We start from the raw sequence: 26,831 nt of genomic DNA, 5'->3' as shown, positions 1-26,831 counted from the left end.
ACCATGACCTGCCAAACCAGTGCCAAGCCAATGGCCGATTCTTCAGATCCTGTGGAGCTGCTGTTGGATGCGGCATTGCTCCATGTTGTTTTTGATGGTTGGTCCGAGGCCACCTTTGAAGCTGCTATTTCAGAAACGGAGATCGATCCAGCTCTGGCCCGTGCGCTTTGTCCGCGTGGTGCGGCTGATCTGGCCCTGGCCTATCACAGGCGCGGCGATCGGCTGATGCTTCAGCGGCTGGCCGAAGAAGATCTGACCGGATACCGCTTTCGCGATAAGATTGCCGCCGCTGTGCGCTTCCGGTTGGAGGTTGCTGAGGACAAAGAGGCGGTGCGACGTGGCACCACGCTCTTCGCCTTGCCGCAATATGCGGGCGATGGGCTCAAGGCGCTTTGGGGCACCTGTGATGCAATCTGGAACGCGCTAGGTGACAATTCCGATGACCTGAACTGGTACAGCAAACGTACCACGCTGTCGGGTGTCTATTCCGCGACGCTGCTCTATTGGCTGGGCGATGACAGCCCCGGCCATCAGGCCACCTGGGAGTTCCTGGACCGGCGAATCGACAATGTGATGCAGTTCGAAAAGCTAAAGGGCTCCCTGCGCAAGAATCCTTTGCTCAAGCCACTTCTGGCTGGGCCCGAGTGGCTGGCAGGTCAGGTCAAAGCTCCAAAGCCGCGTGATGATATGCCGGGTTCACAGGGGGCGCGGGGGTGAAGCCGAGCTCCCTGTTGGTATCGAAATGGTAGCTCGAGTTGGTTTGAACTTTTTTGGCAGTACTTGGTATTATGACAGAACGAAATCTATTGAATCTGAGCCTATATGTTCGTGCTAGCATGTTTACCGCAGATGAACTTCGGCGGCAAAAACGACTTGGTTTAAGTCAATTCAACCAAGAAGTACTCGAAGGACTGGTCAGTCAAAGGGCCAAATTGGAGGTACAGCAAAATACGGTTATTCGCTCACTCATGATCTCGTTGTTCTTAGCCTTCATTGCATGGAATGGGGGCAACATCCAAATCCCCGGTACAGGTGCTTCAATGGCAGAGGTGCCAGCATTTTTGGAGCTTAGCTTGGTCGCAGCGTCATTCAGCGTGTTGATGGTGACCTACACCTTTCTTTCAATACAGATTTACAATGCAGTGATTGAGGCTGTGGCGGATGATGTGCTGGCTAAAAACAAGCTTGACCCCGACTTGTTTGCAGCCGCGCATACTCCTGCTTGGTTATTTTTGAAATACGCCCGAGAAACTCCGGTTAACGGAAGGTCGCCGGGTTTCAGAATCTCTACACATGGAAGGTTCTTCTACAATATCCTCGTTGGTTCCATGACGCTGGTACTGCTTGCATTGTGGCTACTCGCAATAGCAAGTATACTTTATATTGCACACTCTGGTCTCTCAAATGACATTCCCGGATGGGCCATCTATTCCGCATGTATCGCAATCATTTTTGTTTCTTTCATTTCGATGGCGGCGAACGTAGTGGGCTTCTCCCATGAAATGGATTTTGCGGTGCTTGAGGAGATGGAGGCGGACAACGGTGACACAGTCAACTAGCTTGCTTCGGTGTGCAATGTAACTCAGTCTCTAGGGTGAACCACTCCGTAAACCGTCTGTGCAGCGCCGCCTTTCCTGTTTGCGCTCACCTTGCCGAGTGCTAGGCAGGGGGCAAGGATCAGGAGGATTTCAGCAATGACAGAGATGATGCGCGCGGTGGAGATTGCCGAACCCGGCGGGCCGGAGGTGCTGCGGCTTTGTGAGCGACCGATGCCGGAGGCCGGTCATGGCCAGGTGGTGATCAAGGTGGCCTATGCAGGGGTGAACCGCCCTGATGCGCTGCAGCGGGCCGGGGCTTATAATCCTCCGCCAGGTGCTAGCGACCTGCCGGGGCTGGAGGCTGCCGGTGAAGTAGTCGAGCTGGGCGCCGGTGTGTCCGGCCTCTCCATTGGTGATCAGGTCTGTGCACTATTGCCCGGCGGTGGCTATGCGGAATATGTCGCCACGCCAGCGGCCCATTGCCTTCCGGTGCCTGCCGGCCTCTCGCTGAAAGAGGCGGCCTGCTTGCCGGAAACCTGCTTTACCGTCTGGTCCAATGTTTTCACCCGTGGTGGCCTCAAGGCAGGGGAACGGTTTCTGGTCCATGGCGGCTCCTCGGGGATTGGCACAACCGCGATCCAGATGGCCTCGGCCCTGGGCGCGCGGGTCTTCACCACCGCCGGATCTGCCGAGAAATGCCAGGCCTGCCTGGATCTGGGCGCAGAGCGAGCAATCAACTACCGGGAGGAGGATTTTGTCGCGGTGCTGCGCGAAGAAGGCGGCGCCGATCTGATCCTCGATATGGTGGGTGGCGACTATATTCCACGCAATATCAAGACCCTGGCCAATGATGGGCGGTTGGTTCACATCGCCTTCCTCTCCGGACCCAAAGCAGAGCTGAACTTTGCCCAGATCATGGCGAGACGCTTGACGGTGACCGGCTCAACCCTGCGGCCGCAAAGCGACGAGGCCAAGGCACGGATTGCGCAAGACCTGTCAGAGGTGATCTGGCCGCTGATTGAAACCGGCAAACTGAAGCCGGTGATGGACAGCACCTTTAGCCTGGATGAAGCTGCTGCAGCACATGCACGGATGGAGAGTTCGGGCCACATTGGAAAAATTGTGCTGGAGGTCAGCGGCGCCTAAGGCCCACAATTCAACTTTTCCTAGGGGGCGCCGCGCTTGGCGCCCTTCTTTTGTTCGAGGCCGCAAATCTCATGCGGTTTGGGTCACTTGCCATAGGCTGCTGGCGCTGCTGCTGACAGAGCCAGCGAAGTGACTGTTATCGAGGCTAATCGGAAGTTAGCTCCAAAAGCTTAGCGAATAGGCGTGAAACGCGCGTCCTTGAGGCGGCAATCCTTGATCACATCTCTACCGCAGGGCACGGGTTCCAGAGCTTTGGAGAGGCACAGCCGAACTTCCTGAATAAAGTGATCCCGGCAAGTGACGGTTACGGCATCTGCATTGAATTCGGGGTTCTCTTTCAGGAAAGCCTGCTCAACAAGGCTGGCGGGAAGGGTAACTTCGCGCTCCAGTTTGCGGAAAATCTGCGGGCGATTGATGGCCTCATAGGCCTTGCGCGATAGGTCGAAATAGCCGCGCGCGCTCAGGCCAGAACAGGTTCCATGCTTTTTCCACTGATGCCAGGCGAGGCCAGCGGTGCCCATGATGTCAGCCATCGCCGCAGAGGCGCTGCGCCGGGGTGGTGCTTCGGCTGTGCGGCAATAACTTGGCCAGCCGCGGTGAAACTGCGGCCAGAGCCCGTGCAGGGTCCAGCCATGGTCGTGGCGGGGGGCGCACTGCTCCGAGCCTTTGGCGTCACCCTCGATCTCGCACCAGTTCGGCGACCAGCTGAGCGCCAGAACGTAGTAATCGAACTCGCCCGCCTTTTCACCATCCGCCAGGGCGCCTGTACCCACTGCGGCCAAAAGGGTCAAAATAGCTGCTTTGAAGAACCTGCGCATTCGCCTCTTTCCTTATGCAATTGGCGCGACTATATAGGACTGAAGTTCCCCGACAACGGAAACCGCCCCGAAACGCCGGGGAAGCCTCTTTCAGGCGACGGGAGAGATGTATGTCGGACCAACAAGTTTGTAAGGAGATGAGCGCATGGCAAAACCGTTGATGGCCAAAGCGACCGCCGTGTGGCTGGTAGACAATACAACGATCAGCTTCAAGCAGATCGCCGATTTCGTCGGCATGCATGAACTGGAGATCCAGGGCATCGCCGATGGTGATGTTGCAGCGGGCGTCAAAGGGTTTGATCCCATCGCCAACAACCAGCTGACCCAGGAAGAGATCTCTGCTGCGGAAAACAACCCGCTTCATAAGCTTAAGCTCAAGTTCAATGCTGCGGCTGCCGGCGAAGAAAAACGCCGTGGTCCACGTTACACACCGCTCTCCAAACGTCAGGACCGCCCGAACTCGATCCTCTGGCTGGTAAAATTCCACCCCGAGCTTTCCGACGGCCAGATCGCGAAGTTGGTGGGTACAACCAAGCCGACTATCCAGTCGATCCGCGAGCGTACCCACTGGAACATCGCCAATATGCAGCCAATCGATCCAGTTGCGCTGGGCCTGTGTAAACAGTCCGAACTGGATGCGATTGTGCAAAAGGCTGCAGCCAAGAAAGCGGCCGAAGGCGGCGTGATGAGCGATGATGAGCGTCGCAAGCTGGTTTCCACAGAGCAATCGCTCGGTATGGATGCAGAGCCGAAGATCCCATCGGCGATTGAAGGTCTGGAGACCTTTACGCTGGGTGGTGCTCCTGAAGAGGATAAGCGCGAGGAAGATATCCTTGATGCGGATAGCTTCTTTAACCTGCCCAATGCTTCGGATGAGGACGAAGAGGAAGACAACGGGATCGATCCCCGTTTCTGATCCGGTCCCAATTGGCTGAATTCCATAAAAACCCTGCGTGCATCTGCCCGCAGGGTTTTTATGTTGGGGCCTTGGCATCGCTTTCTTGCTGCAACAACCAGTCTCGCAACCGTTCAATCCGACGGGTCCCGACCTTGGCCTGAGGCGTTAGCAGGTAATAGGCGCTGGGAGGCATCGCCTTGAAGGGGTGGGCAAGAATGAGATGCCCCTGATCCAATTCAGGTGCGATCAGCACCTCGGGCACGATGGCGATGCCATGGCCAAACTTCACCGCATCTATCAGCATCTCAAACTGGCTGAACAGGGGCCCTGTTGGTGCTCTGGGCAGCGCAACCCCCTGCGCTTCTAGCCAAATCTTCCAACTGAGTATGCGACTGCGGTGCTGCAAGATGCGGTGGGAAAGCAGTGCCTCTGGGTTTTTGGTAGGAAGCTCTTTGGTGCTTGGTGCGCAAACCGCAACCAGGGTTTCGCGCATCAGTGGGTCAATACGAAATCCGGGCCAAGGCGGATCGCCTTGAACAATAGCAAGATCCACAAGGCCTGCGTCAAGCTGGCTGTTATCGAGATAGGTCAATGTGCTGACCGTCAGTTTCGGGTGTTGTTGAGCCAAAAAGGAAAGTTTTGGCATCAGCCAGCGACTGCCAAGGGTTGGATAGGTGCCAATGTTGATTGCCCCATCCGGGTTGTCGTGGCTGCTGAGCCTCAGGAAGCTGGCTTCGAGAGCTTCCAGCAGTGGTTCCAGCTCCAGCAGCAAAACCCTGCCAGCATCGGTGAGTTTCACTCGCTGGCGGATCCGATGGAACAGGCTTTGTCCACATTGGGCCTCCAGGGCCTGAATCTGCCTGCCGAGGGCGCTCTGAGACATGTTCAGATCACGAGCAGCTTCGGCAAAGCTCTCACAACGCGCGGCGGCTTCAAAGCATAGCAGGGCGGAGGTTGAGGGTATCTTCCGGCGCATCCGGCACTTCCAGTTCTTGCAATTTCTGCAAGATATCTTGCGTATTCTCTACTTTGCAATGGGGTTTGCGCTGTGCAATGTCGCAAAAGATGCAAAACATCTCCCAGGAGCGCGCCATGACCTACCAACCCGAAGTCCAGGATGCAGATACTGATTTCATCGCTAGCCAAATGAAGCGACAACCCGATAGTGCTTCGGTTGCGGGCTTTGTTCCAGGGCCGGGTATTGCTCGTTTGGAACTGAAGTTCGACATTCAGCTACTGCGCGAAGCGCTGGAGGAATGCCTCCGGCGAGAGGCCTTTATGGGGGATATGCAGGGCCAGGGTTTTGCCGCCTTGCCACTGACGCAGCGGCCTGGCCAGACGGAATGGACTGCCAATGACCTCTCGGGGCGCTACTGGCTGCGTGGTGATGACCGCTATGTTGAAGAACCCCGCGAGTACTTGGTTCCAGAGGTGGATTTCAGCGAATTCAATCCCAAATTCGTGGGGACCTATTTTGAGCAGGTTCATGCGGAGCTGTGCAGGCGCTTTCCTATCGGGCGGACCCGCATTCTGTCCAAAGGGCTCTACAATTGTAATTCGTGGCATCGGGACCCAGAGCCCCGTCTTCATATTCCGATTGTCAGCAATCCGGGATCGCTTTTCATCGTGAACCATCATGTGACCCACCTGCCTGCAGATGGATCGGTATATTTTACCGACACGCGTGGCTATCATACCGCGTTGAATGGTGGTGAAACCCAGCGTGTCCACATCGTAGCAGCGCTGGCCTATGAGCAGGTGCAGGAATGAACCAATATGCCGGAATGACAGGGAGTGCAGGGCGCAACACGCCGCTCTGCGATCTGCGCAGTGATACCGTGACCCGCCCAGATGCGGGCATGCAGGCAGCAATGGCTGCGGCAGAACTGGGGGATGATGTCTACGGAGAGGATCCCTGTGTTAACCGTCTGGAGCGGAGCCTTGCCGAAAGGCTGGGCAAAGAGGCGGGGCTTTTCCTGCCCACCGGGACCATGAGCAATCTCGCAGGCCTGCTGGCGCATTGCCAACGTGGTGAAGAGATCCTGGTGGGGCGGAACTATCACGTTTACCGCTATGAGGCAGCGGGGGCCTCTGTCCTGGGTGGCATCGCGCTTTGCCCGCTTGCGGTAGGGGCAACTGGCGGTTTGGACCCGACAGAGATTGCAAGCGAAGTGAAGCCTGATGACAGCCATCTGGCGGTGAGTCGCCTGCTCTCGCTTGAGAATACGCATAACGGCATGGCTGTCTCGCTTGCAGAAACCTCTGGTGCTGCGAAAACCGCGCGCAGGCACGGCTTGGCGGTCCATCTGGATGGCGCGCGTTTCTTCAATGCCGTGGCTGCCCTGGGCTGTGATGAACTGGCATTGGCGGGAATCCCGGACACAATCTCGATTTGCCTGTCTAAGGGGCTGGGTGCCCCTGCCGGTTCGGTTTTGGTCGGGCCTGCTGATCTCATTGCTCGCGCCCGACGCTGGCGCAAGATGCTGGGCGGCGGGATGCGTCAATCGGGAGTTCTGGCGGCAGCGGGCCTTTATGCGCTAGAGCACAATGTGCAAGCGCTATCAGATGATCATTGCCGGGCTGAAAGGCTTGCTGAGGTTCTACATTCCCTTGGCGTCGGTGTGGTGCAACAGGCCAGCAACATGGTGTTCTTCACGCCGCCAGAGGGCACTCATAGGGATCTGCGCGCCGCTTTGGCTAGTGAGGGCGTGATCATTGGTGGAGCCGATTCTGGCGCGATTCGCCTGGTTCTGCACCGAGACATCTCTGACGATGCTCTTGAGGTCGCGATAGATGGAATAGGGCGGTTTTTCTCAAACTAGTAAGAGACACTCTGCGAGTGGGGGCAGGCTATGCGTCTGGCCCCTGCGTTTCGCCTGAGCACTTGGGCCTGCTTGGGCTGAGCGTCTAACAACACATGGGTAAGCTAGAGGTCTTTGCGGGCCCGCAGGGCCGCTGTAATTGTGCCCTCATCCAGGTAGTCCAACTCCCCGCCAATAGGCACACCCTGCGCCAGTGAGGTCAAGCGTACCTGTCCCTCCAGCTGGTCGGCGATGTAATGCGCCGTGGTCTGGCCATCAATTGTAGCGTTCAGCGCCAGGATGACTTCCCGAATCCCTTCGCTTGTGACCCGATCGACAAGGCGTGGAATGTGCAGATCCTCCGGACCAACGGCGTCCAGCGCAGAGAGGGTTCCGCCAAGCACATGATAGCGGCCTTTGAACACCGCGGCGCGCTCCATCGCCCAAAGATCTGAAACCGTTTCAACCACACAAAGTTCGCCATTCGCGCGATCTTCATCATTGCAGAGGCTGCAAATGTCGCTTGTGCCAACATTCCCGCAGTTCAGGCATTCGCGTGCTGTGGCGGCGACCTCGCTCATGCAATCGGCCAGGGGGGTGAGCAAAAGGCCCCGTTTGCGGATCAGGTGCAAAACGGCGCGCCGTGCAGATCTTGGACCCATTCCCGGCAGCTTTGCCATTAGTCCAATCAGGTTCTCAATATCGCTGATGCTGTTGTCGCTCATGTTGGGGCCTTCTTTGCGCCTCTGACATTTAGGCCTCAGCGGGGAGCGGGTGCAAGAGCTGGTAGCAATTATGTTCGGGTTTTGTTTCTTCGGGGAAAGCTGGGTTTTTGGGCACAATTGGCATCGGAAATGCTGTTGTGTTGCAGGATTCTCTCAATTCCCCCTTGTATGAACGCAGTCAGGACGGCATAGAAAAGGCGCAGACGTTTCTCTTTTTCGGCCACTGTCTTCCGTTCACCGGTGTTCAGTCTTTCGATCCAGACGACAACGCCGGGCCGCCGCACTCCTGCGGGCGGCAATAACTTAGGAGACTACGGGATGGCTTCAGGCACCGTAAAATGGTTCAACTCTACCAAAGGCTACGGCTTTATTGCACCCGATGGTGGCAGCAAGGACGTATTCGTTCACATTTCCGCTGTTGAGCGTTCGGGCCTCACCGGTCTGGCCGACAACCAGAAAGTAACCTTCGACATCGAGCCCGGCCGTGACGGTCGCGAGTCGGCGGTGAACCTCGCACTGGCCTAAGCGCCACTGCTGAGTTGAAATAGAAAACGCGGTCTTCTTTCAGAAGGCCGCGTTTTTCTTTGCCCTGAAGAGATCGTTACCCTGTCGAGATCTTCGCACCGCCGATAGGGTGGAGAAACAGGATACAGAAAAAGCGCCTCCGGTGGGAAGGCGCTTGATCCAAATGTCTCACATCCGTCAGGTCGGATCAGAAGGGCAGTTTAATGTCCTTTGGAAGACCCATGCTTTCGGTCAGCTTGGTCATCTCATCCTTGGCCTTCTCTGCTGCCTTGGCCTGGGCGTCCTTGATCGCTGCCAGGATGAGATCTTCGACAACTTCCTTGTCATCGCCATTGAAGATCGAGGGGTCGATATCCAGGCCTTTCAGGTCACCCTTGGCAGAGGCCGTCGCCTTGACCAGGCCTGCACCCGCTTCGCCAGTGACCATGACATTGTGCAGCTCTTCCTGCATCTCTGCCATTTTGGTCTGCAGTTCCTGTGCCGATTTCATCATCTTGGCCATGTCGCCAAGACCGCCGAGGCCTTTGAGCATCTGTTTTCTCCTAATTACGGGGGCGCAATGCGCCATAAGTCATCCCCGCACATATCGCAATTGCGAGCGCGATGAACAAGTCCGGCGGGCCGATGCATCCCTCTTTGATAGAATAATACCGCACATCATTCATGATCACCCCATAGAAATTGGCGCTTCCAACAATGGCTGCTACGGCCCAAAGGAGCGATGCAACCACGAAGAGCCATCGCCGACGCACCAGTATTGCGAGGAGGGCAAGAGTAAGCAATGCAAGCGTCAGGGGCTGGGTGACCAAATAGGCCAACTCATCCCTATCGGTTGCAGGGCCTTGGCTCGGATTCCATAGGGGACGGCTTACTTCGCATTCCGCTGCAAGTCCTGCTGTTGGCAGAAACAAAAGAGAGACATAGAACAGAAGCGTTATTCTTCCTCGAAGGGATCCCATTCGTCTTCCACTTCGGGTAGGGCTTCGGCCTCGACCTCGGCGGCGAGTTCTTCGGCGGTGCGGATCTTGGTGATCTTGGCTTTGGGAAAACTCTCTAGCACGGCCTGCACCAAAGGGTGTGCCTTGGCCTTATCGCGCAATGCGTTTTCAGCGGCGTTTTCACGCTCGGTTATGGTCTCACCGCCGCCTTCGTTTTCCAGTGAGATGATCCAGCGCGCATGGGTCCAGCCCTGCAGCTGCTGGCCCAGACGCGCGGCGAGATCCTTGGGGGCGTCATTGGTGGGCTGGATAGTAATGCGGCCGGGCTGATAGGCCACCAGCCGCAGATAGGTCTTTACATATTCCAGCAGCAGCCCGTCGCGTTTCACACGGATGAGTTCCACCACATGCTCAAATGTCGGATAGCGGGCCAGAGCTTGATCCGTCTGCGGAGCGAGGGCTGCGGCTTGGCCAGAGCCTAGTGACATGACAGGTCCCGAGCCGGGGCCTTCTGGTGTGCCTCCGGCGGGGGCGCCATAGGCCTGTGTGCCCTGCTGTGCCCCGCCCCCCTGTGACTGCGCCATACCACCACCGGGTCCGCCCATCGGGCCACCGGGATGTGGTGGAGGAGGGGTGTCCTGCAACTTGCGGATCAACTCCTCGGGGCTGGGCAGATCTGCGACATGGGTCAGGCGGATCACCGCCATTTCTGCAGCCATCATCGCATTTGGCGCGGCAGAGACTTCCTCAAGTGCTTTTAGCAGCATTTGCCACATGCGGGTTAGAACGCGCATGGGCAGGGCTTCGGCCATCTGTTGCCCGCGTGAGCGTTCATCCGGGCTGATGGTTGGATCTTTGGCCGCATCCGGGGTGATCTTCACCACAGAAACCCAATGGGTAATTTCGGCGAGATCGCGCAGAACGGCCAGCGGATCAGCCCCTTCGGCATATTGCGCACCAAGCTCGCTGAGTGCGCCGGCAGCATCGCCACGCAGGATCATGTCTATCAGGTCCAAGACACGGCCGCGATCAGCAAGGCCCAGCATGGCGCGAACCTGATCCGCAGTGGTCTCTCCTGCCCCATGAGAAATCGCCTGATCCAGAAGAGAGGTTGCATCACGGGCGGACCCTTCGGCGGCACGGGTAATCAGCGCGAGGGCATCCTCGTGGATCTCGGCCCCTTCCGCAGTCGCAATCTTGCGCATGAGCGCAATCATCACTTCCGGCTCGATCCGGCGCAAATCAAACCGCTGACAGCGCGACAGGACCGTGACCGGCACCTTGCGTATTTCAGTGGTTGCGAAAATGAACTTAACATGGGCGGGTGGCTCTTCCAGGGTTTTCAACAGCGCGTTGAAAGCCGAGGTGGAGAGCATATGCACCTCATCGATGATGTAGATCTTATAGCGGGCAGAGGCCGCGCGGTATTGGACCGAATCAATGATTTCACGGATATCGCCGACACCCGTTCGGCTCGCGGCATCCATCTCCATTACATCGACATGACGCCCTTCCATAATGGCAGTGCAATGTTCGCAGGTTCCACAGGGCTCTGTGGTGGGTTGACCGGTGCCATCCGGCCCGATGCAGTTCATCCCCTTGGCGATGATCCGTGCGGTGGTGGTTTTACCGGTGCCGCGAATACCGGTCATGATAAAGGCCTGAGCGATCCGATTGGTCTCAAAGGCATTTTTCAGTGTGCGCACCATGGCGTCCTGGCCAACGAGATCGGCAAAAGTCTCTGGCCGGTATTTACGGGCCAAGACCTGATACTGAGTTTGGCCGGTGTCGCTGGTGCTGTCGGTCATATAGTTCTCTTAGCGGTTTGAGCCGGATTCGAAGTGGCGGTATCGGGTCAGGGCAAGGTACGCAACAGGGAGGCCAAGGTCTACCGCTGTTGACCCGAACTGGTGGAAAAGGGCAAAGTTCCTGGGCTGCGGTCAAAGAGCGGTATTGTCCAATCCTGGGACGCGCAGTGTTTTGGTGATTTTATGCGGTGCCCTCTCTTGGGGTGGGGAGATTGAGATGCAGGATGTGAGTTCGGAAGCAAATCTCGAGGCGCCAAATGGGCTGACACTCTATGCTCTATCCGTTGGTGAGGGGATCTTAGCCCTTTGTCCCCTGCCAGGTGCAGGTGGCGATTTGCTGGGGGATCTGAACCACATTCATGAATGGGAGCCTGGCCTGGTTATTTCCATGACAACAGATGCCGAACATGCAGCGGTGGGGGCTGCGGATCTTGGCCTTAGGTTGCAGAATATGGGCTGCCGCTGGTCTCATTTGCCATTGGCTGACTTTTCCGCTCCTGATCACGAGATGTGCGAACCCTGGCAAGAGGTAAGCGCCCTGGCACTGCAGGCCCTGCGTGGCGGCGGCCGGGTACTGGTGCACTGCAAGGGCGGCTGTGGCCGCTCGGGCATGGTGCTGTTGCGGCTGATGGTTGAAAGCGGCGAACCACCGGCCAAGGCTCTGGCTCGGCTTCGTGCGGTCAGACCCTGTGCGGTTGAAACCCAGTCGCAGATGGAATGGGCCTATGCCGGAGCACATGCCGCCCAGTCTTGAGCGGTTCTTTTAGGAGAGAGTTTGTAGATCCCGTGGCTAGTCAAAGCTGAGGTCGAAGCCATTGCCGATGATAAAGGGGCCCCGGAAGTTTTCGCTGTGGAAATAGTACAGGCCCTGTTCTGTATCCTTCAGAATGGAGAAGCAGCCCCATTCCGGTGTGTTCCACAAGCCGGACCAGCTGGAACAGTATTTGCCATCTTCGATTTTGTAGCGCGCTTCCGACGGGGCAGCGTCCCCCCTGCTTGATCCAGAGCGTCAGCCCGGACGCCGAGAAATACTGACGGGTGTGGCTTTCGAAATGCAGCCCTTCAATGGTTTTCCCGGTCAGCAAATCGCTGATCTCTGATGTGGACAGTGGCTGTTCGGCCGCTAAAGCCGCAGACCGACAATAAGGTCTTGGTCATTGGCAATCCTCTTGTTCAAAATCAGGACACCGGACCTGCCAAAAACCAATTTCAAAAGCGGGCCAGCCTGCTGCGGAACACATTCCCGTCAGTTAGATCAGGGGTCTCTGCGGCAATGGCGCCAGCCCGCTCGGGCAACAGGTTACAAGGCCATCATTTGTTCTGCCTGCCGGGCCTCTGCGGTTTTTGGCAGCGCCTCCATCAGGGCGCAGGGGCGAGTTTTTAGCGCATCGGCCGCAAAACCCTTACCATCGCGGCTGAGGATGGCATCGGCGAACTGGTCAAGCCCTGCACGCGGCGCCTCTTCTCCTACACCACAATAAAGCCGGATCCGGTCGTGACTGGCGGCGAACTGCGCCGGGCAATTGCGGGGGCACCCGTCCAGCGCTGAGGTGCCGGTGATCTCGAAATCCTCCTGGGTTAGCGGTTTGGCCTTGGTGATCGCCTCTGCCAGCTTGGCGATCATCCTTTGTGCCGCAGGGCATGGCCTGCCCAGGTATTTGCAATCCGTTGCCGCATAGAAATGCGTTTGGTCTGTCCACATCATATTTGCGCCCTCCGCGCGTGGTACGGAGGCCCATGGGACAAGAGTTCGGATGAAAGGCGAGTGAAGACGCTGCCATCAGACCCTGTCCGGACACCCCGTCCGGGTTCGAGTTTTCATATGATGGCAGGTCTCCTGACTTGCGGGTCGCTGCGAAACCGGTCCTTCCCAACCTGGAGCGCAAAACTCCATGCCAGTGGTTCACCCGGTCCGCTCACCGCTTACAGTTGCGGGGGCAGTCGCGGAATTGGCTGATCAGTACCAGCCGCACCGCGTTCCCTTTTCATCCTGGACACACAGTTTGTGTCTCGCAGGAACCATCCTCTCCAGCGCTATCGCTGGAAAGGGTGAGTCGTCAATCGGATTTGCGTCTGTTCACATACGAAGAGCGAAACGTCAGGCGCTATGGCTCAGCCGCTCTTCCGTCAGTTTTGCAAATTCTGCCACGCGCAGCTTGAAGCGGCGGTTGATCTTGGATTTGGCAAGCTTGAAGCTTTGCAGCAACAGTCGCCCGGTAAGACCCTTGGCCTGAATTTGCATCGAAACAGAAATGCGTGTGCGCTGTGGCGACAAGGCCAGCAACTCAATCCGGCCTTCGCCCTTAAGAGCCGCGCTTTCACCGCTAAGGCCAACTAGGGTTGAGGGCTCATAGGCGGTCAGTGTCAGATGCAGGTCCCGGGGCTTGCCACGAAAGTCGAACCGAACATCCCAAAACTGACCAACTTCGGGAGTTTGCGGATGATCCTGGCTTTGCACTTCGATACCCCGTCGTATCGCCGAGCGTTCAAAGCTGCCGAAATCCGAGATTGCGGCAAAGACATCTGCGATTGGGGCGTCTAGGTCTTCTTTGCTTGAAAATTCCATCTCTTGCTCTCTGGCCTCTGTTTCCAGATGTTTTCTGTTCTGGGGTTCTTGGGTCTTAGAACAATCTCCTTAATCCAAAGTGTCCGCAAGCCAGTTCTGGAGCAGAAAATGCGCAATTGCGCCTTTGCGTGCGGGTTTCAGCACAGGATGCTCACCGGCAAAAGAGGCCAGAATGTCTTGGCGACTGACCCAGATGGCATCTTCGATTTCCTTCGGATCGATAATGATGTCTCGGCTTAGGGCATCCCCATGACACCCGATCATCAGGGACATCGGGAAGGGCCAGGGTTGGCTCGAAAGGTAGCTGACCGCACCGACGGTGACATTGGTTTCTTCCATGACTTCGCGCCGAACCGCTGCCTCAAGGGTTTCTCCCGGTTCCACGAAACCGGCCAAAAGTGAGTACATCCCCTCGGGCCAACCAGGTGAACGTCCCATCAGGACGTCATCATCATGGGTGATAAGCATGATAACCACCGGGTCGGTCCGTGGAAAATGCATGCCTTGACAGCTAGGGCATCGTCTCTGCCAGCCGGCCTGGGTAAGATCGCTGCGATGCCCGCAACGGGCACAGAACTTGTGGGACTGATGCCAAGAAAACAGAGCCTTTGCACCGGCTGCGAGCTCCGCCTCTAAGGGAGTCAAACGCGCCATGATGAGGCGCAGTTCGGCGAAGACATCGCCCAGAGGGAGGTCCGGGTGCTGTTGCTCACTTTGATCAGCAAAACTGGCCAGCGCCATTTCGTCCAGCGCATCCGGCGCCCAGTTGCTAATGTCGCAAGCAAAATAGGCTTCGTGTTGCGGACCTATGCCGAGAAAGAACGCTTTGTCTGGTTGATCTGCCACCAGGGGGTGATGGCTTTGAATATAGGCAAGAGTGTCCAGTCCTCGTTCGGGATTACTTCGCGAGGCCAATACCTTGCCCCGCCAAAAGAGCAGAACACGTGTCTCGGGTTTGGTCCAGAAATCCATCAGCTTAGCTGTGTCGTCACGCAGTTCTGCTCTGCGGTTCAATCCCCCGCCGCCTCCAAAGGTGACCTGTTCTGCGTTTCTCATTTTTTAAGTTCCTTTTGGATGTTGCAAAAATACAAGCCATCAAAGCCGCAACTTGCCGTCTGAAAGCCGCCCCTAGGGAAAGCTACTTCGCTTGAAACATGAGGAAGGGGAAATGGATTTCAATCCATCTCTTCCTACGATGCCCCTTGTAATGAAGGTTCAGCAAGGAAAGCACTTGTTATTTCAGACTCTTTTTCGTTCCGCGAAAAAAACCTTTCCGAGGATGATTTGCACGCCTTGATTGTGTCGTTTTCCCTGCTACGTCAACGGTATCATTTCCAAGTTTCTCAAAAGCGGTGGAAATGGTGACTTTGCAAATCTGAAAAACGTTGTTTGAGTGTTGGTAACGGGCTTGTGGTGGGTCGGGTTGGTTAAGAAAATGGGGCGGGCAGTGAATTCTGCGGCGAAAACATAATGGCGGGCCTTGGCGCGTCAGATCAGATGCCGAGCACTCTGTTGCGCGTTCTTGCGACAACGGACCTGCACTGCAATTTGCTGAGTTATGATTATTTTGCCGACCGGAATGATCCTGGCGTCGGATTGTCCCGCGTGGCCGCCTATATCGAGAAAGCCCGGCAAGAAGTTCAGGTACTTGGTGGTGCTACAATTTTGCTAGACAATGGCGATAGCCTACAGGGCGCGCCAATTGGTGAAATCGGCCTGAATGATGTGCCTCAAATAGAACAGGGTAGGAAACCGTGTGAACCTCATCCGGTGATGAAGGCTTTTACCGCCTTAGACTATGATGCCATCGGTCTGGGGAACCACGATTTCAATTTCGGATTGGAGAAATTGGGGCAGGTGCTTGCGGATGCGCCTTGCCCGGTTCTGTGTTCAAACATGCGCCCGGTAGGCCATGATCAGGTTCTACCATTTCTGCATACAACCATCCTGGAACGCGGATTTGCAGGGCACCCTAAGCTCCCCACCCTTAGAATTGGCCTCCTGTCCGTCTTGCCGCCGCAAACGCTGAAGTGGGACGCTCATTTGTTGGAAGGACGGGTCTGGATCGAGGATATGGTGCAATCCGCGGCTCATCGGGCATCAGAGCTGAAATCCGCTGGATGTGATCTGGTGATCGCGCTGGCGCATACCGGTGCAGGTGGCGAAGAAGCGGTGCCAAATATGGAAAACGCATTGCTGCCGATTGTGGCGACTTCTGGAATTGATGCGGTTGTTGCGGGGCACACGCATTTGGTCCTGCCAGATCCAGCCACCCCTTTGCCAAAGCCGGTTGTGATGCCTGGTGCGCATGGGTCGCATCTGGGGCAAATTGACCTGAATCTAGAGTTTGATCAGGCAGGATGGCAACTTGCGGACTGGCAGGCAAAGGTCATTCCAATCTCACGCCGTAGCGAAGCGGGCAAGCTCGGCTCTTTGGTGGAAGAAGATACCGGTCTCGTCGAACTTTTGGCAGAGCCGCATGAAGAAACGCGCCGAAGAATGCAAAAACCTGTCGGCCATTCTAGCGTCGCGCTGCATTCCTTCTTTACGCTTTTTGGTAGGGATCAGGGGCTTGCCATGGTTGGGCAAGCGCAGTTGGAAGCCGTCCGTTCCTTACTTGCCGGAACAGAGGCAGGCGACCTCCCGCTGATCTCTGCAGTTTCGCCAGGCAAATTTGGCGGAAGATCCGGCCCGGAGAGCTATACGGACATTGAGGCGGGCGAGCTCTGTCTACGCAATATTGCCGATCTCCAGATCTTTCCCAATGAACTTTGGGCTGTGGTCGTGGATGGTGCGCATTTGCTGGATTGGCTGGAGATGTCGGCAGGGCTCTTCAATCAGATCCAGCCAGGTCAAACTGGCAGGGATCTGGTCAATAGTGATCGCGCAGGGCACAATTTTGATGTGCTGTTTGGGCTTGAGTACGAAATAGATGTGACGCAACCTCCCCGGTTTTCCGCTTCGGGTCTGCTCATCAATGCAGAGGCTCACCGAATTCACAACCTGCGTTGCAACGGCATAGAGGTAACCTCGGACCAACGTTTTGTTGTTGCGACAAGTAGCTATCGTGTCAGCGGTGGCGGGAATTTTCGGATGGCGCAGGAGGCGGAGCGCTTGCCTCTGCCCAAGCTTCGCATTCGTGAGGCGGTCTGCGATTTTGCAGCTGGCCACCCGCCTGAGCGGCAGATGCCCTATCCATGGGCATTTTCAGCCGGGGTTGACGCCAATGTCTTTGTCTATTCTTCGCCCACTGCACGTAAGTATCTTCACGAACTCAGTGAGCTGCAGTTTGAGGAGCTTGGTGTAACACCTGGCGGATTCTTGCAGCTACAGATCTGTTTGTGAGCACTTGTTGTGAGCTCTTGCGTTAGCCGCAGGAGAGGCCTATATGGATCCCTGAGAGGTTGGCGCGGGCAGGCGCCTCGCCAACCTGGTCAGATCCGGAAGGAAGCAGCCACAACGAGCCCCGCTTGGGTCGATGTCCAACCTCTCACTTCATCCTTGCTAGAATTGATTTTGCGACGGCCCTTGGCTTTGGATCAGGTGCTTTTTGCTGTGCTCCAGATGGACCGGGTCAGACCTGTTTCTGACGCGCTTTCCCCAGATTCGGTTTACATTAGGTTTTTTGTGTCAACGTGCCCGCTAGGTTTTGTGTCTGGGCTAAAGCATGTTGCTCCAATTTGGTCGTATCTTGGTTTTAGGTATCATACTGCTCGGAGCAGTATGGTCGGTTATCAATAGTGGCGTAGACCGTGCAGTTGAGCGTGCAGTTATGCGCGATGCGATAAACAAAGCAGGGCAGTGGGGTTCTTATCTCGCCACACATGTTCCCGATCTCGATACTTTGGTCCTGACCGGTATTCCCTCACCTGAGCAGCGGAAGAATATTAGGGATGTACGTCAGGCGGGCGACATTTTCCGTTTTAAGCTGTTTTCTGCCACCGGACATTTGGTTCTTGTCTCTGATGATCAGAGCATAACCTCTCCACCTGGTGTGGCAGCAGAACCCGATGCTGAAGCCAACCGAGTGGCTCACTCAGGGATGCCGATTGTTGTGGTTAAAAACGGCGAACAAAAGCCGGATCGACCGGACCTCTATGCCGAGGCCTATATTCCGCTCCGGGGGCAGGATGGGGCTCTACGAGGGGTCGTTAAGGTTTATGTGGATCAATCCAAAACGCGCGACCATTTTGTGGAGAGCTTTAAGAGCTTTGCGGTTGTTATGGCCGTTTTTTGTTCGGTGGTCTTCGCTGTACCGGGGAGTGCTTTCTATTTGCAGCGGATCTTTGCGGAACGATCCAGGAAGAAAGCCGAATATCTGGCCAAATACGACCCGCTGACGGGGCTATTGAACAGGCGCTCTTTCGTGGAACAGGCAGAGCAGTGTATTCAGGAAAAATCACTGGTTGCAGTGTGTTACATTGATCTCGACCGTTTTAAGGCGATCAATGATACTTTTGGGCATGCAATCGGAGATGCTTTTCTTACCCATGTTGCCCAGATCCTTAAGGAAAACAGCAATTCAGGGGATCTGCTTTCGCGTTTTGGCGGTGATGAGTTCGTCATTGGGTTTTGTGAGGTTCCACTGGATGAGGCTATCCAAACGGTGCGCAACATACTCAAGGAATGCGCACGCAAGGTGGAGTTGGGAGCCATCAGCCTCGAAGCTTCTGTCAGTATTGGCGTTGTCGCGGTCGAAGAGGCTGGCAGCCTCGAAGTAATTTTGAACAATGCTGATGCGGCTCTTTATTTTGCCAAAAATGCGGGGCGAAATGACTTTGCGATTTATGGCGAAGAGATGGGTGATGAGTTGCGGCGACGTCATGGCCTGGAGACGCGGCTGCGTGAAGCAACCTTGAACAAGGAATTCGACGTGCACTATCAACCTCTTGTTCGAAGCGCAGATCAAGCGGTGATAGGCTATGAGGCTTTGTTGAGGTTGAAGGATCATGACGGCAATCAAATCTCCCCCAGTGACTTCATTCCAATGGCGGAAGAGACCGGTCTGATCGAAGAAATCGGGCGTTGGACCCTTCAAACGGCCATTGGTCAAATGGCATCCTTGGAAGAGGGGAAAAAGCTGGCGATCAATCTGTCACCGACACAGTATCGCAGCGGTGATCTTGTGGGGTTTGTGCAAAAGGCGTTGATGGACACGGGTTTTCCGCCAAACCTATTGGAGTTGGAAGTAACTGAAACCCTGCTGTTAGAAGACAGCATGATGATTGAAATGCAGCTGGACACGCTCAAGGAGATGGGGGTGTCCATCGCAATGGATGATTTTGGAACCGGTTTCTCCAGTCTGAGCTACCTTTGGAAGCACCGGTTTGACCGCCTGAAAATTGATCGCTCCTTTGTTGCGGCGCTCGAGAGGAATCCAGAGAGATCGCGGGAGATCATTGAAACTATTGTTCTTTTGGGGGCAAAGTTGGACATGGAGATTACTGCCGAAGGGGTGGAAACAGCGGCTCAGGCTCAGTTGCTGACGGATCTTGGCTGTGATGTCCTGCAGGGGTATCTCTTTGGCAGAGCAGCATCTCTGGAAGAGATCAAAAGTCAGGTTTTTGGGGCTTCGACGGCATTGAAGTCCGGGCTCCAGTAAGGTGCCTGATAGGAGAAATGGCCCAGCATCAGGGGTGATGCCGTCGAAAACTAAGGCTTAGTAGCGTCCATTATCTGCGGGATAGACGCCCAATATTTCCACATTGGTTGTGAAATAGGCCAGCTCATCCATGGCAAGTTTGACGTTGGAATCTTCGGGGTGCCCTTCGATGTCCGCATAAAACTGGGTCGCGGTGAAAGAACCATCCACCATATAGCTTTCCAGCTTGGTCATGTTGATTCCATTGGTGGCAAAACCGCCCATCGCTTTGTAGAGTGCAGCGGGAATGTTGCGCACCTGGAAGACGAAACTGGTGATCATCCCATGGGCACCGCGACGATTATAGTCAGGTTCGCGAGACATGATCAGAAATCGTGTGGTGTTGTCACCGTGATCTTCGATGTGCCGTGCCAGCACGTCCAGCCCGTAGATTTCACCGGCCAGCTCACTGGCCAGGGCTGCAACATGCTTGTCCCCGGCCTCTGCTACATCGCGGGCGGCGCGCGCGTTGTCCGGGCTGACGCGCCCGTGGATATTGTGTTTGCGCAGGAAACCGCCGCATTGAGGCAGCAGCACAAGATGTGATTTTGCCTCACGGATATCTTCCAGCTTGGCGCCGGGCACTGTCAAAAGATTGATATGCACACGGACAAAGGCCTCATCGATGATATGCAAACCACTGTGGGGGAGCAGGCGATGACTGTCGGCGACGCGGCCATAGGTGGAATTTTCCACCGGCAGCATGGCCTGATCCGCTTCACCGCTGCGCACGGCCTCTATGACGTCCTCAAAAGTACGGCAGGGCAGCACCTCCATGTTGGGGCGCGTATTGCGGCAGGCTTCATGGCTGTAAGAGCCGAGCTCTCCCTGGATAGCGATTTTTCCGGTCATCAGTGCGACTTTCCTGCAAAACTTGAAGAAACGGGCATTTGGTCGCGATGTCTATACCTTGCCACTTGGGAGTGGAAGCCTTAGACAAGCGCCAGACAGCTAAAACGGACACGCGATTCATGTTTGACACTATGACCCTAACCAAGGCGACTGCGGGCGTCTGCAGCACGTTCCTTGTGTTTCTTCTGGGCCATTGGGCCGCGGATGTGCTCTATTCCACCGATGCGCACGGTGAGCAATCTTATGTAATTGAAGTCGCCAGCGCCGAGGCCGCGACTGAAGTCGAAGAAGTCAGCTTTGAAGAGCTGATGGCCTCCGCCGATGTTGCCAAAGGCGCAAAGGTATTTAAGAAATGTGCCGCGTGCCACAAGCTTGAGGACGGTGTAAACGCAACCGGGCCTTCGCTTTATGACGTGGTTGGACGGACCCAGGGCACCGAAGATGGCTTTGGCTATTCCGGCGCTCTTGCAGGTCGTGATGGCTCCTGGACCGCTGAAGAGCTGGATGCCTTCATCGCCAAGCCATCGGCCTATGCCTCTGGCACTTCGATGTCTTTCTCCGGTCTGAAAAAGCAAAAAGACCGTGTGAACCTGATCGCATATCTGGACAGCCTCGACGACTAAATCGTCTGACTGTCAGAGAGAAATTGAGGGCCGCAGCGCAAGCTGAGGCCCTTTTTTCTGCTCCCCCGCTAAATTGCGCCAGAAAAACAGCGTAAAACCGGCCCTCTCTGAAAGTTCATTCAATCTGAACTTGCAGTTTACCACCCCGGCCCATTAGCTTTGAGACGAGAAACCGCAGCAACAAGCGGCGGGAAAAGGAGGTTATGGCAGATGGCACGCAACCCGATACCAAAAGAGCAGAGCACATCGCGCATCATCGCAAAAACCGCAGAACCTGAGGGTCTGCTACGGTTTGGTCAGCTTGCTACGCTACTTCTCTTTAGCTTTTTTCTTACCCTTTTTGCGCTCCCTGCCAAATCGAATGAGGCGCTGATCAAAAGCCATGGTTTTGCTGAGTTTGGGGCGTTGAAATATACGCAGGATTTTGCACATTTTGACTATGTGAACCCTGAAGCGCCCAAAGGTGGAGAGCTTTCGATCTCGGCTGTCGGGACATTCGACAGCATGAACCCCTATACGCGCAACGGCCGGGCCGGTGCCCTCTCATCAGAGCAATTTGAAAGTCTGATGATTGAATCCTACGATGAACCGGGATCTTACTATGGGCTGATCGCCGAGAGTCTGGAATATCCGGAAAATCAGGACTGGGTGGTTTTCAACCTGCGACCTGAGGCACGGTTTTCTGATGGCTCTCCGGTAACGGCTGAAGATGTTGTGTTCTCTCACAATATTCTGCTGGATCAGGGGCTGAAGTCCTATGCAGAGGCGGTGCGCAAACGAATCCCCCAGGCGGAGGTTCTGGGCCCGCATCAGGTCAAATTTCATTTCTCGCCAGATTTCCCCCGTCGCGCGATGATCAGTCAGGTTTCCGGGACACCGGTATTTTCAAAGGCCTGGTTTGAAGCTGATCCGAAAAATCGCCGACTGGATGAGCCGCGTCTTGATCCGGGCATTGGTTCGGGTCCCTATATCCTGGACGAAATCGACATCAATCAGCGCATCACATATCGGCGCAACCCGGATTACTGGGGCAAGGATGTGAATGTGAACATCGGCCGCCACAACTACGATAAAATCCGGGTTGAGTATTTTGGCGATGCCATTGCGGCGATGGAAGGGTTCAAGGCTGGGATCTATACCTTGCGGCCTGAAAACAGCTCCAAGAGCTGGGCGACAGCCTATGAGTTTCAGGCGGTGACAACCGGGAATGTAATCAAGGATGAAATCCCAAATGGCAATGTCCCGGCAGCTGGCGGTTTTGTGATGAATCTGCTGCGACCCCAATTCCAGGACATTCGTGTTCGCGAGGCGGTGCAGCTTGCCTTCAACTTCGAATGGACCAATGAGAGCTTGCAATACGGGCTGTTCCGTCATCGTAGTTCTTTTTGGCAAGACACTGCCCTGGCGGCCACCGGTTTACCTGAAGGGCAGGAACTGGACGTTCTGCAAGCCTTGGGCAATCAGATCGACGCCTCCATTCTGACGTCAGAACCGGTGATGGCGCATAGTTCCAAAGCCAAGCGCCCTACGGACCGGCGCAATCTGCGTCGGGCCATGAAGCTATTGGATGAGGCAGGCTGGAGTGTGGGTGACGACGGGTTGCGTCGCAATGCTGAGGGTAAAGTCCTGGCGCTGGAATTCTTGCTGGATACACCAACCTTGGAACGGATCGTCCAACCCTATGTCGCGAACCTCAGAGCGATGGGGATCGACGCAACCTTGAACCGGGTGGACTATGCCCAATATACCAGCCGCCGTCGCGAAAAGGATTTTGACATGGTCTCCTTTTCCTACCCAAAATCGCTGGAACCTTCGACGGGTCTCTATCAGCAATTCGGGTCCGAAGCGCATCTCTACTCGGTGTTCAATCCGGCTGGCCTAGCGGATCCTGCAGTGGATGCCCTGATTGCCAATATAGTCGATGCCAAGTCACAGGAAGAGCTTTATGCGAATACCCGTGCTCTGGACCGTGTCTTGCGCGCCAAACGGTTCATGGTGCCAACCTGGTATTTGGACGTCAACTGGATCGCCTATTGGAAGCAATATGAATACCCAGAGAAAATGCCGCCTTATTCCACCGGTCTGTTGGACCTTTGGTGGGTGAACGTGGAGCGCGAAGCGGCGCTGAGGGCCGCTGGCGTGCTGCGCTAGGGTCGCGACATGGCAGCCTATATCCTTAGACGCCTGCTTCTGGTGATTCCGACGCTCTTTGGGATCATGGTGGTGAACTTTGCCCTGGTACAATTTGTACCCGGCGGTCCGGTCGAACAGGTCATTGCCCAGTTGCAGGGCAGTGGCGATGTTTTTGAAGGTTTTGCCGGAGGCGGTGGAGATGCGGGCGGAAACGAAATCCTGGAGGCTAACGACAGCTATGCCGGCCGTCAGGGCCTGCCACCAGAATTGATCGAAGAGCTGAAACAGCAGTTTGGTCTTGATAAGCCCCCGCTCGAGCGATTTGCCCTGATGATCTGGAACTACCTGCAGTTTGATTTTGGCGAGAGCTACTTTCGCAAAATCGATGTGACTGATCTGGTGCTTGAGAAGATGCCAGTCTCGATCTCGCTTGGCCTCTGGTCGACCTTGATCGCCTATATGATTTCAATCCCCATGGGTATTCGCAAGGCCCTGCGGGATGGTAGCCGCTTTGATACCTGGACCAGTGGAGTCATCATTGCGGCCTATGCCATCCCGTCTTTCCTCTTTGCCATCATGCTCTTGGTTTTGTTTGCAGGTGGTTCCTATTGGCAGATCTTCCCGCTGCGGGGCCTCACCTCTGATAACTGGGAGAGCCTAAGCCTGATGGGGAAGATTGGTGACTACGCCTGGCATATCGCGCTGCCGGTCATTGCTTCGACCATTGGGGCCTTTGCCACATTGACCCTTTTGACCAAGAACTCCTTTCTGGATGAGATCAAGAAGCAATATGTGATTACGGCGCGGGCCAAGGGCCTGAGCGAACATCGTGTGCTGTATGGGCATGTCTTCCGCAATGCCATGCTGATTGTGATTGCGGGATTTCCTGCGGTCTTTATCAGTATTTTCTTCTCCGGCAGCCTGATCATCGAGACGATCTTTTCGCTCGACGGGCTGGGTCGGCTTGGCTTTGAAGCGGCTGTTGCACGAGATTATCCGGTGATTTTTGGCACGCTATTCATCTTTGGCTTGATGAGCCTGGTGATCGGAATTCTCTCGGATATCATGTATGTGCTGGTCGATCCCCGCATCGACTTTGGCAAGAGGGAGGGCTGAGCTATGGCATTGTCCCCGCTCAACCAACGCCGTTGGAACAACTTCCGCCGCAACAAGCGCGCCTATTGGTCCATGTGGATCTTTGCAGTGCTTTTTGGTCTCTCGATCTTTGCCGAGTTTCTGGCCAATGACAAACCCATCCTGGTGAGCTATCGCGGTGAAATTTACACTCCTGTGTTCAAATTCTACCCAGAGACCGCCTTTGGTGGGGATTTCCAAACCGAAGCCATCTATCGCGATCCAGAGGTGGAGTGCCTGATCCAATCCGGTGGCATCGAAGACTGCTTTGATGAACCAGAAGAGATTCTGGAAGAGATCGCCGCCGGGACCTACACCGCTGATGGATTTGAGAAGGGCTGGAGCCTTTGGCCGCTTATTCCCTATTCCTATGACACCTCGGTGGATCGTCCGGGTGCTGCGCCGCTGCCGCCCAATAGCCAGAACCTGTTGGGGACGGATGACACCAAGCGGGACGTGCTGGCGCGGGTGATCCATGGCTTCCGCCTGTCTATCGTCTTTACCCTGATCGTGACGGGGGCGGCGACGGTGATTGGTATCATGGCCGGCGCTGTTCAGGGCTATTTTGGCGGCTGGTTGGATCTAGCCTTTCAGCGCTTTATCGAGATTTGGTCCTCAACGCCGACGCTTTATGTGATCATCATCATGTTTGCCATTCTGGGACGCAGTTTCTGGCTCCTGGTAATTTTGATGATCATCTTTGGTTGGACCGCTTTGGTTGGCGTGGTGCGGGCAGAGTTCCTACGGGCTCGCAATTTGGAGTATGTCCGTGCCGCCAAGGCATTGGGGGTGAGCAATATGACCATCATGTTCCGCCATATGCTGCCCAACGCCATGGTAGCGACGCTGACCATGCTGCCCTTTATCGTCACTGGCACCATCAGCGCGCTGGCGAGCCTGGATTTTCTGGGCTTTGGATTGCCCTCCTCGGCGCCTTCGCTGGGGGAGCTGACGCTGCAAGCCAAGCAGAACCTGGATGCACCCTGGCTAGCCTTCACCGCCTTTTTCACCTTTGCGCTGATGCTCTCGCTGCTGATCTTTATTTTTGAAGGCATCCGCGATGCCTTTGACCCTAGGAAGACCTTTTCATGACCGCGCTGCTCGAAGTTAAGAATCTGCGAGTTTCATTCCGTCAGGACGGCGAGATTACCCAGGCGGTGAGGGGCGTTTCCTTTAGCGTGGATCGGGGCGAAACCGTGGCTCTGGTTGGCGAAAGCGGCTCCGGAAAATCGGTTTCAGCTCTGTCGACGGTCTCGCTTTTAGGCGATAGCGCCATTGTCGAAGGTTCTGTCACCTATGCGGGGACCGAGATGGTAGGCGCTTCCGAGAAGCATCTGATGCAGGTGCGCGGCAATGACATCAGTTTTATCTTCCAGGAACCGATGACCTCGCTCAATCCGCTGCACACGATCGAAAAGCAGCTGGTGGAATCCCTCTCTCTGCATCAGGGATTGGTGGGTGCAGCAGCGCGGGCGCGTGTGCTTGAACTCCTGGACAAGGTTGGTATCCGCGATGCTGAAACCCGATTGGGGTCTTATCCGCACCAGCTTTCGGGCGGGCAGCGACAGCGTGTGATGATCGCCATGGCCTTAGCCAACAAACCGGAAATCCTGATCGCGGATGAGCCGACCACTGCACTGGATGTGACCATTCAGGCGCAGATACTGGAGCTATTGGCCGACCTGAAGAAAAGCGAAGGCATGGGGCTATTGTTCATCACTCATGACCTCAATGTGGTGCGACGCATCGCCGACCGCGTTTGTGTGATGAAAAACGGTGAGATCGTCGAGGAAGGCCCTGCGGCAGAGGTCTTTGCCAATCCGCAGCACGCCTATACGCAAAAGCTTTTGGCGGCGGAACCTTCGGGAGCGCCGGAACCGGTGGCGGATGAGGCTGCCGAGATGGTGGCTACAAAGGACTTGAAGGTCTGGTTCCCGATCGAAAAAGGCCTGCTGAAGCGGACGGTAGGTCATGTCAAAGCAGTCAACCCCAGCTCTATCAATGTGCGGGCCGGTGAAACCCTGGGCATCGTCGGAGAAAGCGGATCGGGCAAGACTACCATGGCGCTGGCCATCATGCGGCTCATCGCCTCCGAGGGGGAGGTTCGTTTCCAGGGGCAAGACCTGCGCCAGTGGTCGACCAGGGATCTGCGCAGCCTGCGCAAGGATATGCAGATCGTTTTCCAGGATCCCTTTGGCTCCCTCAGTCCACGTATGACCTGCGCGCAGATCATTTCTGAAGGACTGGCCATACATGATGTGGATCAGGACCGCCCCCCACGTGAGCTGGTGGCGGAGGTCATGGAGGAGGTCGGATTGGACCCTGCCGCCATGGACCGCTACCCGCATGAGTTTTCTGGTGGGCAGCGTCAGCGCATCGCTATCGCGCGCGCCATGGTTCTGCGCCCCAAACTTGTTGTCTTGGATGAGCCAACTTCAGCGCTGGATATGACAGTACAGGTGCAGATCGTGGAACTGTTGCGTGGTCTGCAGGAACGTTATGGGTTGGCCTATCTCTTTATCTCTCATGACCTCAACGTGGTGCGTGCCATGTCGCATCGGGTTGTTGTGATGAAACAAGGCGACATCGTAGAAAGCGGCAACGCGCAGGAGATTTTTGACGCTCCGAAGGAAGACTATACCCGCCATCTGCTGGCCGCAGCTCTCTGATCCTCTCTAGCCACTC

26 protein-coding genes, 1 other RNA gene and 1 riboswitch are annotated in these 26,831 nt (G+C 55.8%); of the genes, 16 read left to right on the top strand and 11 right to left on the bottom strand.

Annotated elements, in window-relative coordinates:
• The first annotated feature begins 3 nt into the window (after nt 1–3).
• From RSK20926_RS13090 to RSK20926_RS13080, 3 genes are all read left to right on the top strand, one after another.
• Entirely contained in the window at nt 4–717 is a 714-nt protein-coding gene (locus RSK20926_RS13090) for a COQ9 family protein (RefSeq protein WP_008207368.1), read from the top strand.
• A gap of 119 nt (nt 718–836) precedes the next feature.
• The gene (locus RSK20926_RS13085; protein WP_157133125.1) at nt 837–1,559 is read left to right on the top strand and encodes a hypothetical protein; all 723 of its coding nucleotides are present in this window, start codon (nt 837–839) and stop codon (nt 1,557–1,559) included.
• A gap of 135 nt (nt 1,560–1,694) precedes the next feature.
• A complete protein-coding gene (locus RSK20926_RS13080; RefSeq protein WP_008207364.1) occupies nt 1,695–2,684 on the top strand; it encodes an NAD(P)H-quinone oxidoreductase in 990 nt (329 codons plus the stop codon).
• 170 nt (nt 2,685–2,854) lie between these two features.
• On the opposite strand, the gene RSK20926_RS13075 is transcribed toward RSK20926_RS13080, so the two are convergent.
• A complete protein-coding gene (locus RSK20926_RS13075) occupies nt 2,855–3,502 on the bottom strand; it encodes a ribonuclease T2 family protein (protein ID WP_008207362.1) in 648 nt (215 codons plus the stop codon).
• A gap of 145 nt (nt 3,503–3,647) precedes the next feature.
• On the opposite strand from RSK20926_RS13075, the gene RSK20926_RS13070 reads away from it, so the two are divergent.
• The gene (locus tag RSK20926_RS13070) at nt 3,648–4,418 is read left to right on the top strand and encodes a DUF1013 domain-containing protein (protein WP_008207361.1); all 771 of its coding nucleotides are present in this window, start codon (nt 3,648–3,650) and stop codon (nt 4,416–4,418) included.
• 58 nt (nt 4,419–4,476) lie between these two features.
• Here the strand turns inward: RSK20926_RS13070 and RSK20926_RS13065 are convergent, their stop codons facing one another.
• Nucleotides 4,477–5,376 carry a LysR substrate-binding domain-containing protein gene (locus tag RSK20926_RS13065; RefSeq protein ID WP_008207359.1) on the bottom strand — a complete coding sequence of 300 codons (900 nt, stop codon included), beginning with the start codon at nt 5,374–5,376 and terminating at the stop codon, nt 4,477–4,479.
• 89 nt (nt 5,377–5,465) lie between these two features.
• On the opposite strand from RSK20926_RS13065, the gene RSK20926_RS13060 reads away from it, so the two are divergent.
• Both RSK20926_RS13060 and ltaE read left to right on the top strand, forming a co-directional pair.
• Nucleotides 5,466–6,170, top strand: coding sequence for a hypothetical protein (locus RSK20926_RS13060; protein WP_232281898.1), 705 nt, complete (start codon nt 5,466–5,468; stop codon nt 6,168–6,170).
• Nucleotides 6,167–7,222, top strand: a complete 1,056-nt coding sequence (ltaE, locus tag RSK20926_RS13055) for a low-specificity L-threonine aldolase (RefSeq protein ID WP_008207356.1) — start codon at nt 6,167–6,169, stop codon at nt 7,220–7,222. The genes RSK20926_RS13060 and ltaE overlap by 4 nt, the downstream gene beginning before the upstream one ends.
• A gap of 104 nt (nt 7,223–7,326) precedes the next feature.
• Here the strand turns inward: ltaE and recR are convergent, their stop codons facing one another.
• Nucleotides 7,327–7,926, bottom strand: coding sequence for a recombination mediator RecR (recR, locus tag RSK20926_RS13050; RefSeq protein ID WP_008207353.1), 600 nt, complete (start codon nt 7,924–7,926; stop codon nt 7,327–7,329).
• Between the two features lie 318 nt (nt 7,927–8,244).
• Between recR and RSK20926_RS13045 the strand changes: the two genes are divergently transcribed.
• The gene (locus RSK20926_RS13045) at nt 8,245–8,451 is read left to right on the top strand and encodes a cold-shock protein (RefSeq protein ID WP_008207352.1); all 207 of its coding nucleotides are present in this window, start codon (nt 8,245–8,247) and stop codon (nt 8,449–8,451) included.
• Nucleotides 8,452–8,638: 187 nt separating this feature from the next.
• On the opposite strand, the gene RSK20926_RS13040 is transcribed toward RSK20926_RS13045, so the two are convergent.
• The 3 genes from RSK20926_RS13040 to RSK20926_RS13030 are packed head-to-tail and all read right to left on the bottom strand — an operon-like array spanning nt 8,639 to nt 11,197.
• Nucleotides 8,639–8,983 carry a YbaB/EbfC family nucleoid-associated protein gene (locus RSK20926_RS13040; RefSeq protein ID WP_008207351.1) on the bottom strand — a complete coding sequence of 115 codons (345 nt, stop codon included), beginning with the start codon at nt 8,981–8,983 and terminating at the stop codon, nt 8,639–8,641.
• 10 nt (nt 8,984–8,993) lie between these two features.
• Nucleotides 8,994–9,410 carry a hypothetical protein gene (locus RSK20926_RS13035; protein ID WP_232281897.1) on the bottom strand — a complete coding sequence of 139 codons (417 nt, stop codon included), beginning with the start codon at nt 9,408–9,410 and terminating at the stop codon, nt 8,994–8,996.
• Complete coding sequence (locus RSK20926_RS13030; protein ID WP_008207349.1) at nt 9,386–11,197, bottom strand: DNA polymerase III subunit gamma/tau; 1,812 nt, start codon at nt 11,195–11,197, stop codon at nt 9,386–9,388. Before RSK20926_RS13030 ends, RSK20926_RS13035 begins: the two co-directional genes overlap by 25 nt.
• A gap of 217 nt (nt 11,198–11,414) precedes the next feature.
• Between RSK20926_RS13030 and RSK20926_RS13025 the strand changes: the two genes are divergently transcribed.
• Nucleotides 11,415–11,951, top strand: coding sequence for a protein-tyrosine phosphatase family protein (locus RSK20926_RS13025; protein ID WP_008207348.1), 537 nt, complete (start codon nt 11,415–11,417; stop codon nt 11,949–11,951).
• A gap of 36 nt (nt 11,952–11,987) precedes the next feature.
• On the opposite strand, the gene RSK20926_RS23355 is transcribed toward RSK20926_RS13025, so the two are convergent.
• The 4 genes from RSK20926_RS23355 to nudC form a co-directional block, all read right to left on the bottom strand.
• Nucleotides 11,988–12,119 (bottom strand): hypothetical protein, encoded by a 132-nt coding sequence (locus RSK20926_RS23355; RefSeq protein WP_008207346.1) that lies wholly within the window; start codon nt 12,117–12,119, stop codon nt 11,988–11,990.
• Nucleotides 12,120–12,497: 378 nt separating this feature from the next.
• Nucleotides 12,498–12,902 carry a hypothetical protein gene (locus tag RSK20926_RS13020; protein WP_232281896.1) on the bottom strand — a complete coding sequence of 135 codons (405 nt, stop codon included), beginning with the start codon at nt 12,900–12,902 and terminating at the stop codon, nt 12,498–12,500.
• A gap of 105 nt (nt 12,903–13,007) precedes the next feature.
• Nucleotides 13,008–13,236, bottom strand: a riboswitch (cobalamin riboswitch).
• Nucleotides 13,237–13,295: 59 nt separating this feature from the next.
• Entirely contained in the window at nt 13,296–13,763 is a 468-nt protein-coding gene (locus RSK20926_RS13015; RefSeq protein ID WP_008207342.1) for an SRPBCC family protein, read from the bottom strand.
• Nucleotides 13,764–13,832: 69 nt separating this feature from the next.
• On the bottom strand, nt 13,833–14,819 hold the full coding sequence (nudC, locus tag RSK20926_RS13010) for an NAD(+) diphosphatase (RefSeq protein ID WP_008207341.1): 987 nt from the start codon (nt 14,817–14,819) through the stop codon (nt 13,833–13,835).
• Between the two features lie 414 nt (nt 14,820–15,233).
• Here nudC and RSK20926_RS13005 point away from each other — a divergent pair, with 414 nt between their 5' ends.
• The 3 genes from RSK20926_RS13005 (at nt 15,234) to RSK20926_RS22135 (ending at nt 19,365) form a co-directional block, all read left to right on the top strand.
• Nucleotides 15,234–17,108: a 5'-nucleotidase C-terminal domain-containing protein gene (locus tag RSK20926_RS13005; protein WP_008207339.1), complete on the top strand. Its 1,875-nt coding sequence runs from the start codon at nt 15,234–15,236 to the stop codon at nt 17,106–17,108.
• 52 nt (nt 17,109–17,160) lie between these two features.
• Nucleotides 17,161–17,259, top strand: an RNA gene (gene ffs, locus RSK20926_RS22530) — signal recognition particle sRNA small type.
• A gap of 276 nt (nt 17,260–17,535) precedes the next feature.
• Nucleotides 17,536–19,365 (top strand): putative bifunctional diguanylate cyclase/phosphodiesterase, encoded by a 1,830-nt coding sequence (locus RSK20926_RS22135; protein ID WP_050773082.1) that lies wholly within the window; start codon nt 17,536–17,538, stop codon nt 19,363–19,365.
• Between the two features lie 57 nt (nt 19,366–19,422).
• Here RSK20926_RS22135 and RSK20926_RS12995 read toward each other — a convergent pair whose 3' ends face one another.
• Nucleotides 19,423–20,256: a prephenate dehydratase gene (locus tag RSK20926_RS12995; RefSeq protein WP_008207337.1), complete on the bottom strand. Its 834-nt coding sequence runs from the start codon at nt 20,254–20,256 to the stop codon at nt 19,423–19,425.
• A gap of 119 nt (nt 20,257–20,375) precedes the next feature.
• On the opposite strand from RSK20926_RS12995, the gene RSK20926_RS12990 reads away from it, so the two are divergent.
• The 5 genes from RSK20926_RS12990 to RSK20926_RS12970 all read left to right on the top strand — a co-directional run bounded on the left by RSK20926_RS12990 (nt 20,376) and on the right by RSK20926_RS12970 (nt 26,815).
• On the top strand, nt 20,376–20,879 hold the full coding sequence (locus RSK20926_RS12990) for a c-type cytochrome (RefSeq protein ID WP_008207336.1): 504 nt from the start codon (nt 20,376–20,378) through the stop codon (nt 20,877–20,879).
• Between the two features lie 210 nt (nt 20,880–21,089).
• The gene (locus tag RSK20926_RS12985) at nt 21,090–23,030 is read left to right on the top strand and encodes an extracellular solute-binding protein (protein ID WP_008207334.1); all 1,941 of its coding nucleotides are present in this window, start codon (nt 21,090–21,092) and stop codon (nt 23,028–23,030) included.
• A 9-nt stretch (nt 23,031–23,039) separates the two neighbouring features.
• Nucleotides 23,040–24,128, top strand: coding sequence for a microcin C ABC transporter permease YejB (locus RSK20926_RS12980; RefSeq protein WP_008207333.1), 1,089 nt, complete (start codon nt 23,040–23,042; stop codon nt 24,126–24,128).
• Between the two features lie 3 nt (nt 24,129–24,131).
• Nucleotides 24,132–25,238, top strand: coding sequence for an ABC transporter permease (locus RSK20926_RS12975; protein WP_008207332.1), 1,107 nt, complete (start codon nt 24,132–24,134; stop codon nt 25,236–25,238).
• Nucleotides 25,235–26,815 (top strand): ABC transporter ATP-binding protein, encoded by a 1,581-nt coding sequence (locus RSK20926_RS12970; protein ID WP_008207331.1) that lies wholly within the window; start codon nt 25,235–25,237, stop codon nt 26,813–26,815. The genes RSK20926_RS12975 and RSK20926_RS12970 overlap by 4 nt, the downstream gene beginning before the upstream one ends.
• Nucleotides 26,816–26,831 lie beyond the last annotated feature (16 nt).

Origin of the sequence: Roseobacter sp. SK209-2-6 (genome assembly GCF_000169455.1) — a bacterium.
Lineage (GTDB): Bacteria > Pseudomonadota > Alphaproteobacteria > Rhodobacterales > Rhodobacteraceae > Pseudophaeobacter.
The sequence above is the reverse complement of the archived record's forward strand: the minus strand, read 5'-3'. Positions and strand labels throughout refer to the sequence as shown.